Origin of the sequence: Mycobacterium scrofulaceum (assembly GCF_002086735.1) — a bacterium.
Taxonomy (GTDB): Bacteria; Actinomycetota; Actinomycetes; order Mycobacteriales; family Mycobacteriaceae; genus Mycobacterium; species Mycobacterium scrofulaceum.
In genome coordinates this window covers 36,896-49,361 of sequence record NZ_MVIJ01000043.1, presented here as the reverse complement: position 1 = coordinate 49,361, position 12,466 = coordinate 36,896, and the positions used below count along the sequence as shown (strand labels likewise).

Genomic DNA, 12,466 nt, shown 5'->3' with positions numbered 1-12,466 from the left:
GGCAACGACACACCCGGCAAAGGCCCGGCACCGTCACACCCCGATTCCGAAACCCCACCACCCCAGGGGACTTACCCCGTAATCGTCGGATCGTGTGTGGAAGTCCGTCAATGCCTAGACGCCGTACCCGCGCATCGGTATCGATGCAGTGGCATGCTAATTCGTCGATCGGGCAGCGCCAGCGGGCGATCATCGCGACGCCTCCGCGTGTCCGGCGTACCAGAACATCGCCGGCCGCATTGCCAGCATCCCGTAGGCTCCGTTTGGCATTTGTTCGATCCTTCCCTTTGTGCGCTCGCAGGGCGGTCGTATAGCTGCGCCTCGAACTTCGCTCGGCTGAGGGGGTGATTGGTTGTCGACTACCACGGTCGCCGTGCGTACAGCGCAAAACCATCACCCAGAGGGTGATGTTTACGGCCGGATGGATGCAGTACTAAACGGCCCCGAATTAAACGAGTCCGTCAATTAGAGCCGCGCATGAGCTGGGCCAACTGGGCGCGCGAAGTAATGCCCAACTTGGCGAAAGCGTTGTGTACGTGAGTTTTCACGGTGTGCGGAGACACGTGCAGCTCGGTGGCGACGTCGCGATTGGTCGCGCCATCTGCGATCAGGTTGATGACCTTGAGTTCGGCGTCGGTCAGGCTGTCCCAGCCAGTCTTTGCCCGTGGGTGCGTGACGATGCGCCGTTCCACGCCCAAGCGACGCAACGTGCGGCCGACCCGGCGGGCATCGGCGGTGGCGCCGCACTCGATGTAGGTGTCGAATGCCGCATTCAGCTGGTCGAGCGCCTCGACGTTGCGCTGTGCGCGACTCAGCTCGGCGCCGGCGTCTTCGGCGGCGCTTGCGTAAAGCAGCGGCCGCGCCAACGAGCGAAGCGACTTCGCTGCAGCCACCAATGCCTGGGCATCACGTTCGAGTATCCCGCGGGCATACCCGGCCACTCCCGCGAACAGCGGCGCGGCAGGCTGCTCGCACTCCAGCATTTCGATGGCCTGCAGGACCCGTGCGCGCAATCCGGCATCAGCAGCGACCGAAGCCACTTGCGCGCTCAAGATCAGCCGATCCAAGGCGTAGACCTGCAGGGGTGTTCCGAGTAAGGCGATGTCGCCGCCGAGCCAGCGCACCGCTTCATGGATGTCGTCGCGTTGCCATGCCGCCAGCGCGAGCGCATACGCCGCTCCGCGACGGATTGCAGGTGAGCCGGTGGAGTAGGCAAAATGTGCGTCATTGGCCACCTGCTGCAACATGTTTCGATCATCCGTGCGCACCGCCACCGAAGCCACAATCACGATGCGTAGCAAGTCCGGCTCGCTCACGCCCGTCGGCTCTGGGCGCGGGAGGGGGTCAGCTGCGTCGAGAGCGGCCGACAACCGGCCCGCAGCGAGGTGGAAAACCCCACCGATGACAGTCCACATATTGAGGACCATCGCGTTGCCTTCCCGGCGGGCCTGCCGCGCACCGTCGGCGACCCGGTCCGCCGCATCGTCCAACCGGCCGAACACTGCCAGCAGAATTGCGTAGTACATGGCGGCGTAGTGATGCGCGAGGGCGGCATCATTCGTGTAGCCCCGCGAGCAAAGCTGTTCGAAACGGCCGAGGGCGCGGACCCGATGTCCCTCACCAACGTCGAGCAAAGCGAGGGTGATCTCGGCCATGATCGTGGCCTCGAGATCACCTGTGGCTGCTGCTGAGGCGGCGGCTGCGCTTGCTGCGGTGCGCTGTTGCCCTTTTTTGTCCTGCAACACGAGGTTGTAGGCCAGCCATGCCAGGTGCCGTGCCCGGGTGACCTCGCTGATGTCGCTCAACTCGAGGGCTCGGCGATTCTCCTCCGCCCGCCGCTGGGTGCTGTGTTTGGTGTGAGCGGGGAGCCGAAGGCGGATTTCGGCCTCGACTTCGGGCGAGACGGCCTCTGAGAGCGCCGCGACGGCCAAGTGCTCGGCCTCGACGTGGCGGCCGGCCCGGTTGAGCCACTCCACCGTTTCGACGACCAGCGGTCCGCGCTGAGCGTCGTCGGCTGGCAGCAGCTCCAGTGCCTGCTTGCTCAGGTCCGCGGCGGCGCTCGCGTCGCTCCGGCCAACCGATCGGGCGGCTTGACGCAGCGCCTCGATCGCCTCCCGGTCGCCTGGTTCGGCGCTACGTGCTAGCTGGGTGGCCACCTCGGCCGGGCTCGCGCCGATACTCAGCATGACCGACGCGGACTGGCGCTCCATCGCCCGCCGCAACGACTGTGGCAACGACTGTCGGGTCGCCTCACGCAGCAAGTCGTGCCGAAACCTCAACTGCTCACCGTCTTCGACGAAAAGATCCGCGCGGACCGCCTCCTCCAGCGCCGATAGCAACGTCGTCGGCGGCCGGTCCAGCATCGCGGCCAGCAAGCCTGCCGAGAACCGATCCGGCAGCACACCTGCCACCCGCACCACCTCCGAAGCACTATCGGAGAGCAGATCCAGTCGCTGCTGCATACCCACGCCGAGACGTCGAGGCAGCGCATCTCCGGTGGCCACCGCGCGTCCGCCGCTAACGTTCAGTCGGTCTTCCTCGTCTAGACCCTGCACGAGCTCGCTGACCAAAAAAGGGTTTCCGTGAGCCTTGACGGCCAGATTCAAAAGAGACTCATCCGCGGTCGCCCGCACGGCGTCTTGGACCATGTCGGCGACGGCATCCGGCGTCATGGCAGCCAGTCGCAGAATTGTCGCGTTAGCGCGTTGCAGCACCGCCAACGTCTCTTGCACCGCCGAGCCGCCGGCCCCGGTGCGGGCAGTCAACACCCACAACACCGCCGCATCCGGCCGCGCGGTGGCCAGCGACCGCAGCGCCAGCAGCGTGCCGTTATCGGCCCAGTGAATGTCCTCCAAGAGAATCGCCAGCGGGGTCTGCACAGCCGCGGCATGAATCGCGTCGGCCAAATCGTGCACCACCCAGTAGCTCAGATCGGCCGAGCCACCTAGTTGGCGCAGCCCCTCGGCGTCTCCCACCGGGGGATCAGCGTTGAGCGTGGCCATGAACAACGAGAAGAACGGCACCGTCTGCTGGTACTCGAACGCCTCCCCGAACAAGGTGCGTGCTTTGCACTTCTCGGCCAGCACTAACACCTCGGTCAGCAACCGACTCTTCCCGATGCCGGGCGGCCCTTCGATGACTAGCACGCCCCCGCGCCCCTGGGCCAACGCGTCAATATGCGCGCCGATCGCTTTCAGCTCGTCTGCCCGCCCTCGAATCGGCGGAGTGACCAGGCGTTGGCCGCCGGCGTCAAATAGGCCGGTTGGAGGCCGCATCGGGTGTCCTGTCTAGAGCTCAATTACCGGACTGCCGTCGCAGTGCACGTCATTGTAGGCCGTGCACGGCGTCCAGCGGTTTTGCTGTCGACTATTCGGCGCCGCGGATGAGCTGGGTCAATTGGGCGCGGGACGCGATGCCGAGCTTGGCGAAGGCGTTGTGCACGTGGGTCTTCACCGTGTGGGGCGACAGGTGCAGTTGCGTGGCGACGGAGCGGTTGGTCGCGCCCTGTGCGATGAGGTTGACGATTTTGAGCTCGGAATCGGTGAGGCTGTCCCAGCCCGTTTTTGCGCGCGGGTGCATGACGATGCGGCGCTCCACGCCCAATCGGCGCAGTGCGCGGCCGACCCGGCGGGCATCGGCAATCGCTTCGCACTTGACGTAGGTGTCGAACGCCGCGTTCAGGTGCTCGAGCGCATCGGCGTTGCGCTCTGCGCGACTCAGCTCCACGCCGGCGTCCTCGGCGGCGCCTGCGTAAAGCAGCGGCCGCGCCGACGAACGAAGCGACTCCGCGGCAGCCACCAATGCCGAGGCGTCACGTTCGAGTATCCCGCGTGCATATCGGGCGACCCCCGAGAACAGCGGCACCGGTGGCTGTTCACGCTCCAGCGCCTGGGCATCCTGCAGGACACGTGCGCGCAAGCCGGCATCGCCAGCGGCCGACGCCACCCGGGCACCCAAGATCAGCAGATCTAAGACCTCAGGCGTGAGGGGCGTACTGATTAGCGCGATGTCGCCGAGCCAGCGCATCGCGTCGTGGACGTCGTCGCGCTGCCATGCCGCCAGTGCGAGCACCTGCGCCGCTGCCCGACGAACCATCGATGCGCCGGTGGGATAGGCATCTCGGGCGTCGTTAACCATTTGCTGCAGCAAGACCCGGTCATCGGTATGCACCGCCACTTCGGCCAGCAGCGCCATGCGGATTGTCTCGAGGTCAGTCGCGCTTGTCCGTTGTTGGTGTGGCAGGGATTCAACCTCGGAGCGGGCTGCGGACAACCGCCCCGCCGCGAGATGGACCCACCCGGCAATGTTGACCCATATATCAAGGGCCATAGCGTTGCGTTCCCGGCGGGCTTTTTCTACTCCGTTTTCGATCTGGGTCGCAGCGTCGTCTAACCGGCCGACCACCGCCAGGAGGTTCGCGTGGTGCGCTGCCAGCAAGTCATGCGCTGCGGTCGGGTCACTCGCGTGGGCGAGCGCGCAAGCCTCTTCGACGCGGAGGAGGGCGCGGCGGGCATGTCCTTCTGCACAGTCGAGACAGGCGACGGTGACGTCGGCGACGATCTTCGCCTCGAGGTCTCCTGTCGCCGCCGCGGCCGCGACGGCCTCGTCGGCTACGCGGCGATCTTGACCGCGTTGGTCGTAGAGCAGGTTGTACGCCAGCAAGGCCAGATGCCGCGCGCGGGTGACCTCGCTGATGCCGCCCAACTGCAGCGCCTGGCGGTTTTCCTCCACCCGCCGCTGGGCACTGTGGGTCTTGATCGTCGGGAGCCGGAGGCGAATCTCCGCCTCTTCTTCGGGCGAGGCCGCCTCCGAGAGCGCCGCGACGGCCACTTCTTCCGCCTCGCCATAGCGGCTTGCCCGGTTGAGTAACTCCACCGTTTCAGCAACCAGTGATCCGTGCTCGTCGTCATCGGCGGGCAGCAGCTCCAGTGCACGCTTGCACAAGTCCGCGGCCGCACCCGCATCGCCGCGGCCCACCGACTGAGCGGCCTCCCGCAGCGCGGCGATCGCCTCCCTGTCCCCGGGCTCTGCGCTTCGCGCGAGCTGGGTGGCCACCTCGGCGGGGGCCGCTCCCATGCCCAACATGACCGACGCCGATTGGCGCTCCATCGCTCGCCGCAGTGACTGGGGTAAGGACTGCTGAGTGGCCTCACGCAGCAGGTCATGCCTAAACCTCAGCCGCTCGCCATCTTCCACGAGCAGGTCCGCGCGCACTGCCTCCTCGAGCGCCGACAGCAACGACGCCGGTGGCCGATCCAGCATGGCGGCAAGCAAGCCGGCCGAAAACCGGTCGGGCAGTACGGCGGCTATCCGCACCAGTTCCGACGCCTCGCCGGAGAGCAGCTCCAGCCGTTGGTGCATCGTTGCGCCCAGACGCCGCGGCAACCCGTCTCCGGTGACCAACGCGCGGCCGCCGGAGAGATTGAGCCGGCCCTCCTCGCCGAGCCCCCCAACCAACTCGGTGACCAAAAACGGATTGCCGTGCGCCTTGGCGGCCAGATGCAAAAGCGGCGCATCCGCCCTCGCCCGCACCGCGTCGCAGACCATGTCGGCGACGGCCTCCGGCGTCATGGCCCCCAATCGGACGAATTTGGCGTTCGCGCGATTCAGCACCGACAACGTTTCCTGCACCGCCCGCCCGCCCGCCCCGGTGCGGGTGGTCAACACCCATAGAACAGGCACATCCGGGCCCGCCGTGGCGAGCGATCGCAGTGCCAGCAGGGTGGCGTTATCGGCCCAATGGATGTCCTCCAGCAGCACCGCGAGCGGGGTCTCCGCGGCCGCAGCACGAATCGCGTCGGCCAGATCGTGCACCACCCAGTAGCGCAGATCGGCAGACGTGCCCAAGCGGCGCAACGCCTCGGCATCACCGACTGGGGGATCCGCGCGCAGGGTGGCCATGAATAGCGAGAAAAACGGAACCGTCTGCTGGTACGCGAAAGCCTCGCCGAATAACGTCCGAACACCGGCATCCTCGGCGCGCGCCAAGACCTCGGTCAACAAGCGGCTCTTCCCAATGCCCGGCGGCCCTTCGATGACCAGTACGTCCCCGCGCCCCTGGGCCACTGCATCAACCAGCTCGCCGATCACTTTCAGCTCGGGTGCCCGCCCCCGGATCGGCGGGATGTGCACCTTCCCTGACGGCCTGGTCGTGTTCACGCGAAGCCCCGCCCGCTGCTGTGAAGAAGGCGGGCGGAAGACCTCACCATTGTGTCGTCCACAGTTCTCGCCACCGCTAGCGCTGAAAGCCAGTGTATGCGTTTTCCTTCGTCCGATTTGCTGGGGATCGCGTTCGACCATTTGTTGTGATGAACCCCGCACATTGTCTGGCCTGGGTGCGCGGGCACGATTCACGGGAACATACATGGCAGAAGCCGTTGGCTTGATGGTCATCGGAGCGTCCTTTGAGACGGGACGGTGTCGCCAATTCCACGCATGAACCACCCCGACGCAGAGTCGGCAGCGGGTCCAAAGCGACCGTCGATTGCGGCGACTGGACGCCATCGGAAAACTGCTTCCTTACGACCATCGATTCGCCGCAGGGGTTGCAATCGGCATAGGTGCCCGCGCCTGAAGCCACGTGGTCTTTTTGACAGGCGAGCAATAACAGCGGAGATTTCGGACCCCGATGTCATGCGGCCACCTGGACTTCCACAGCGAGGTAGGTCGCGATTTCATGCGTTGCAGGCCAGTCGCCATCGCGCACCGCTCGGCTGAGCAATTCCACCAATGGACTGCAGGCGCCCAACTCGGCCAGCCAAGAGGCCACCGTCGCCCCGACCTGATCTGTTTGGACGCGTACGGTACGGCCGTCGTGTAGGCGATCGGTTAGCTGATAGGTAGTCATTCTCGCCCCTTTCGCCGGATCATGTTGTGCTTGTCCCGTTGAACTTGCCGCTCGTGCCGTGGTGGCCGTCGCCGGATCGCTGGCAGTAGAGCCGCCGTTGCGTTCGACGATGTGCGCGGTTGCTTCCACGAGCTCACCTTCCGATCCGTCTGGTGCATTAGCTGACATGACCAATGACACCGCTGCGGGCGTATACTGAGCGTCTCAATCTGAGCAGGGTTGCGCGTCTCAATCTGAGACGCCGGCACTTGGGGGCAGCTGGGCCGTGCGGTCCGGGAGCGAGGTCCATGCATTCATGAGCTTGCGGGCCGACAGCCAAACCGATGTTCGCCGCCTCAGGGAACGGTTCTTGTGCGAGGTCACCTCGGAGGCGGAGGCCGACAGCGAACAGTTTCTGTCCGTCGAGACGCTTGGGCCGGTGCACTCAGCCGGTGAGGAAGACCTTCTGCAGCCCAGTGTCCTGGACTCCTGGCGCCGGTCGCAGACCCTTCGCGTGCACCCCGACCGGGTCGAGCTCCCGTACGTGCGGGAACCCAATACCGACTCGCGGTTGGCGCGTGCGGCCGCGCCGGTGCTGCAGCGCGTCACCGACGACCTGGCTGCCCAAGCGGTCAGCGTCATTCTGACATCTACGGACGGGGTGGTGGTTGAACGGACCGCCGCAGAGGTGTCCATCCTCAATGCGTTGGACACGGTGAGCCTCGTCCCGGGCTATAGCTTGGCTGAAGAAGTGGCTGGCACCAACGGGATTGGCACCGCGCTGGAGACCGGGCGGCCGGCGTTCATCCGTGGTGGCGAGCACTACGTCGCGATGTTCACCGGTTTCTCCTGTGCGGGGTCGCCGATACGAGATCCCCTCACGCACAGGGTAATCGGCGCCGTCAACCTGAGTTGCCCTGCCGACGAGTCCTATCCACTGTTGCTCGCGTTGGCAACCAGCGCCGGCCGCCAAATCGAGGATCGCATGCGCTCGGTGGCCCATGAGGGCGAGACGGCGCTGCTGGAGGCCTACCTACGGCACGCGCGACGGTCGTCGACTGGTGTCGTTGCGATGGGGGGGGACGTGGTGTTGATCAACCCCTATCTGCGTCGCACACTTCACGGCAACGATCAGACCGTGCTGCTCGAACACGCCTCGGATCTACTCAGCTCCACGCTCTCGGGCGCGACGCTGGCTGTTCTGCCAAGCGGGCACATCGCCAAAATCACTGTCGCCGACCGCTCCACGATACGCGCCGGCCGGACCAATGCCGTATTCCATGTTGACGTTTCCTCCCAGACACGCTCGCAAAGCGCGAACATCGCCCGCTCCGCGCGCGCTGACATCATCCCCGGATTGGCCGGTCGCGACGGCGCCTGGTTACGCTGCTGCCAACAGGTGCGGCAGTGCTGCAGCGACCGACACTGGGTGATGATCGAGGGAGAGAAAGGATCTGGTCGGGCGCGGCTGGGCCAGGCGGTGGGGCAGTACGTGGAACCGGGCCGCACCGTTCGGGTGCTGCGCGCCGAGACATTTCCCAGCGCGGCGCGTCTTGTCGCGGAGCTGGCGGCCGAGTCCGGCGATGAGGACTTCATGGTGGTGCTCGCCGACGTAGATGAAATCGATAACGACACAGTCGAATCGATCACCTCGATGCTGGCCACGCGCGCGGGCAGGGGCTGGATCGCGGCGACCAAGAGTTCCGCGCCTGCTTCGGCACCGATCAAGCAGCTGCTCCCACTGTTTACCCACACCGTCACAGTGCCGGCGCTGCGACACAGGATTGACGACCTCAAGGATCTGGTGCCGCTGTTGCTGCGCGATATCACCCGGGGTGCCGATGTTCAGCTGGCGCCCGAAGCTATGCGCCAACTCAGCAGGCTGCCGTGGCCGGGCAACGTCGCACAGCTGCGGCGGGTTTTGACCGAAACCGTTGCCCGCCAAAGATCGGGCATTATCGGCGCCGACAAGTTGCCACCGGAGTGCCGTTCCATCACGCGGCGGAAGCTGACCCAAATGGAAGCCCTCGAGCGGGATGCGATCGTTCGTAGCCTGCAAGACAACGGCGGCAACAAGCAAGAGGCGGCTCGCGCCCTGGGAATGTCGCGGGCGACGATCTACCGCAAGATAAGCGACTACGGCATCGCCTGAGACCAGTCGGGCCCTCGCGTCGACACATCGCAGTCCGATGCGACCGTCACCGCCTTCGGTGTCCTCACCCGGGTGATTGACGAGGCGGGGTGACGACAGCTCACCCTGGGGGCGGCCAGGATGCACGGAGTACCAGGTGATCCGGGAAGGGGACTGAGCTATGGGTCCCGTCGCCCTTCGGTTCGCCACCTCCGCCGGGCTGTCTTGAGCCGGCTTGGAAACCACTGCAACGTTGGAGCGCCATGACGATCTTCGATAAACGCCTTAGCCGCCGCGTGGGGTCGGTGCGCCAGTTGCCGCTCGGCCGACATCGGACCGCGGACGTCCCCGGCACCTTGCCATGAGGCATATCCTGCGGTGGGCGATCGTGTTCCTGGCATCGTGGGGGATCGGCATGCTGGCTGCGGCGTGGGTTGTTCCCGGAGTTTCGTTGTCGTTGCCGGGGTTCGCCGTGGGCGTGCTGACGTTCGCCGCATTGCAGGGGGGGTCGTCCTTCGCGATCTTGAAATTGCCCCGTGAGTACGCGTCCCTGCTCCTTGGGGCCGCCGGCTTCGCGTTGACGATCGTCGCGTTGGTCGTCGCGTCAATATCGACGCGCGGACTCACCATTAACGGCATGGCATCGTGGCTGGCCACGACGCTGGTGGTATGGCTGGTGACAACGATTGGGGCGATTACGCTGCCGGAGTTGCTCATGCGCGCCGGGTCCTGCGCGGCCTGACGAGCGCCAGGCTTGAACGGATGTACCGTGGCGGCCCGCGCGCAAAGATGCCGCGATGCGGCTCCCCCATCGACGAATTTTGAAATGTTGTCGGCCGACGAAGGGAGTGGTGATGGGAGACACGCATAACGATCCGACGGATCATTCCCGGACTACGCAACCGCACGCGGGTATCGCCGTGAAGGACAACTTCTTCTGGCCCGGCTTGGTCCTGCTGACCGTAGGCACGTTTGGGATGATCAGCACCGCGGCAGAAGCCGCGTATGAACATTACGAATGGCTTCCCACGTCAGTGCTCATCGCCGTTCTCGGTGTGGTCGCGGGAGTGCTTTGGCTCGTCATAGAGCTTCGCCGCGTCACCTGCATCGACGCGCAGTGGGACGCTGCGCACACAAATAGTAGGACGCGCCCGCGCACTCGCCAATCGCATTAGCCGAGCAGCCGGCCGGCGTCGTCCACGGACGCCCACAGGGAACCACTTCCACGCAGCTGTATCCTGTTATATTTCAGAATATTTCGCTATTTGCTTCGGAAATCGACATCCCAATCATTTTCAGTCGCAAAGAGATGGGCGACACTGGCGGTCCGTAGATGCGGCAGGGCGGCGTCGGACGCTTCTTCCCTGATCGTCATCGAGCACTAGCAAAGTTCGAGATCTCCCTCGGTGGTCGTAATGGCCACAACGCTGGCCGAATCGCCCGGGTGAATCAGTTTGCCGGGTGATGACCATTCATCCCGCGGCCATGAATGCTGGCTTGACGGTGGACAACCGTGCGGCCGACGACCGCGGACCACTGCCACAAGTTGGAGAAACCAGATGAAGCCTCGCCAAATTCAACCATCGCCTACCAAAGGCGGCTCGGTCGCCGCGCGAACACCCCGGATGCTGGATCGGATCCGGGAGGCCGCCGCCTTCGCCCGGCGTTGGGCGCATCGGAAAGGAGATACCGCGGTGGGCACTGTCCCGGCGATCGAGGATCAACTTCATGCGCTGCAGCCGGTCTGTAGTGCCCAGGGACTCTCGAATGGCTTCACCTGCGGTGCGCCGGCGGTGGCGGTCGCCGAAATCCACGCGGTCGACGGATGCGATCAGCTGGGACTCACCCCGGACGGCGACATTGTCGAGACGCTCTGCCAAACCTGCCTGGATATCGTCGAGTGGGCGATGGCGACTTACGTTGGAGACAAACGCGAGATGGCATCCCGGTGCGGCACCCACCCGGTGTGCGCTACCTGCGGACGTCCCACCGGATATTTGCGCAGCATCTTCGCAATGCGCCCGATCGGGCCCGGGGGCCTGGCATCGTGAGCCGACTACGGATTGCCACCCTGTTTATGGCTGTGGTTTCCGGGGATTACGCAGCCCTCAGGCTGATTTATGGTCAGCTAGCCGACTTCGGCGTCTCTGTCGCGGTATGCGCGGGATCCCTCGCCGCGGCGGGGTTGATCGCCCGTGCCGACAACCGGCGCCGCAATGCGATGGCGCGGGGACGCGCGGCCGTATGGGAACGCCGTGACCGGCAAGCGGCCGCCACCGGCCAGCAGTGCCCGTCATGCGGAGGTGCGGGCCAAAAACATAATGATTCACCAAATTTCGTTGACCGGCAGGTCGCGCGCCTGTGCCGAGCATGTGCGCCGGCCATTAACCCGGTTCGATGAGCCGGGTGCGGAAGTTCTGACATGAGCACGCCAGCCATCGTGCCGGGTTCAGCCCATTTAGGTCCGAGAGCGCCTGGGGCGCGGAAACCTCGACGGCACGCGTTCCGCCCGGAAGCCGCCGTGGACGTCATCCATGACCGTCCGAGCATGGCCGCGCGCATCGCCTTACTCGGCGCCCGGCTGACGATCCGGCCCGCGCTGAGCTTGGGCAGCTTCCTGCCATCGGCGCCGTGGCCCTGGGGCGTAGTCGATTTCAGCGCCCGCGCCGTGACACCGGCGCCCGGCACGGTGCGCATCGGCGTCGAGCTCAGGCACTGCACCGCGCAGCTGATCCGCGCCGCCGGTGTGCTACCAGCCGACGGTCGCCGTCGAGTTGTGCTTTATCTGCACGGCGGGGCGTTCTTGACCTGCGGCGCGTACTCACACGGGCGCCTAGCGAGCATGCTCTCCAGTTTCGCCGACAGCCCACTACTGGTCCCCACCTACCGCAAGCTTCCCAAGCATTCGATCGGTGATGCGATCGACGATTGTCACGACGGATACACGTGGTTGCGCCAAAAAGGCTATGCGCCCGAGCAGATCGTGCTGGCCGGTGATTCTGCCGGCGGCTATCTGGCCTTTGCGCTGGCCCAGCGTCTGCTCGAGTACGGTGAGCGGCCCGCCGCGCTGGTGGCGATGTCACCGCTGCTGCAACTGGCCACGCGACATAAAACGGCCCACCCGGGCATCGGCTCGGATGCGATGTTTCCGCCCAGAGCGTTCGCCGCCCTACATGGTTTGATCTCCCGCGCTGCGACACACCGCGACGCCAACGGTTATCCCGACTCGCTCTACGAGCCGCTCGACCACATCCAACCCGGATTGCCACCCACGTTGATACATGTGTCGGGCTGCGAGGCGTTGCTGCACGACGCAAAGCTGGCGGCTCACCGACTTGCCGCCGCCGCTGTACCGGTCGAGGTGCAAGTATGGCCGGGTCAAATACACGTATTCCAATTCGCCGCACCGATGATCCCCGAAGCCACCCGATCACTACGCCAAATCGGTGTGTACATCCGCGAAGCGACCCGATGACCAAGCGATCCAACCCTCATGGCCACCTCCCACT

8 protein-coding genes are annotated in these 12,466 nt (G+C 65.4%); 5 read left to right on the top strand and 3 right to left on the bottom strand.

The genetic code is table 11. The features are described from left to right. Nucleotides 1-461: 461 nt before the first annotated feature. The 3 genes from BST44_RS22655 to BST44_RS31725 all read right to left on the bottom strand — a co-directional run bounded on the left by BST44_RS22655 (nt 462) and on the right by BST44_RS31725 (nt 6,976). Entirely contained in the window at nt 462-3,275 is a 2,814-nt protein-coding gene (locus BST44_RS22655) for a helix-turn-helix transcriptional regulator (protein ID WP_083179322.1), read from the bottom strand. A 91-nt stretch (nt 3,276-3,366) separates the two neighbouring features. Continuing rightward, entirely contained in the window at nt 3,367-6,159 is a 2,793-nt protein-coding gene (locus BST44_RS22650) for a helix-turn-helix transcriptional regulator (protein ID WP_439330748.1), read from the bottom strand. A 472-nt stretch (nt 6,160-6,631) separates the two neighbouring features. Beyond that, nucleotides 6,632-6,976 (bottom strand): Rv2628 protein family, encoded by a 345-nt coding sequence (locus tag BST44_RS31725; RefSeq protein ID WP_439330747.1) that lies wholly within the window; start codon nt 6,974-6,976, stop codon nt 6,632-6,634. A gap of 166 nt (nt 6,977-7,142) precedes the next feature. Between BST44_RS31725 and BST44_RS22640 the strand changes: the two genes are divergently transcribed. The 5 genes from BST44_RS22640 (at nt 7,143) to BST44_RS22620 (ending at nt 12,432) form a co-directional block, all read left to right on the top strand. Next, nucleotides 7,143-8,978 (top strand): sigma-54-dependent Fis family transcriptional regulator, encoded by a 1,836-nt coding sequence (locus BST44_RS22640; RefSeq protein WP_083179319.1) that lies wholly within the window; start codon nt 7,143-7,145, stop codon nt 8,976-8,978. Between the two features lie 340 nt (nt 8,979-9,318). After that, nucleotides 9,319-9,699 (top strand): hypothetical protein, encoded by a 381-nt coding sequence (locus BST44_RS22635; RefSeq protein WP_083179318.1) that lies wholly within the window; start codon nt 9,319-9,321, stop codon nt 9,697-9,699. A 55-nt stretch (nt 9,700-9,754) separates the two neighbouring features. Then, nucleotides 9,755-10,132, top strand: coding sequence for a protein UsfY (gene usfY / locus BST44_RS31360; protein ID WP_341865322.1), 378 nt, complete (start codon nt 9,755-9,757; stop codon nt 10,130-10,132). A 519-nt stretch (nt 10,133-10,651) separates the two neighbouring features. Continuing rightward, the gene (locus tag BST44_RS22625) at nt 10,652-11,008 is read left to right on the top strand and encodes a phosphoenolpyruvate carboxylase (protein ID WP_244184902.1); all 357 of its coding nucleotides are present in this window, start codon (nt 10,652-10,654) and stop codon (nt 11,006-11,008) included. Nucleotides 11,009-11,379: 371 nt separating this feature from the next. Further along, on the top strand, nt 11,380-12,432 hold the full coding sequence (locus BST44_RS22620; RefSeq protein WP_083179316.1) for an alpha/beta hydrolase fold domain-containing protein: 1,053 nt from the start codon (nt 11,380-11,382) through the stop codon (nt 12,430-12,432). Nucleotides 12,433-12,466: the final 34 nt, after the last annotated feature.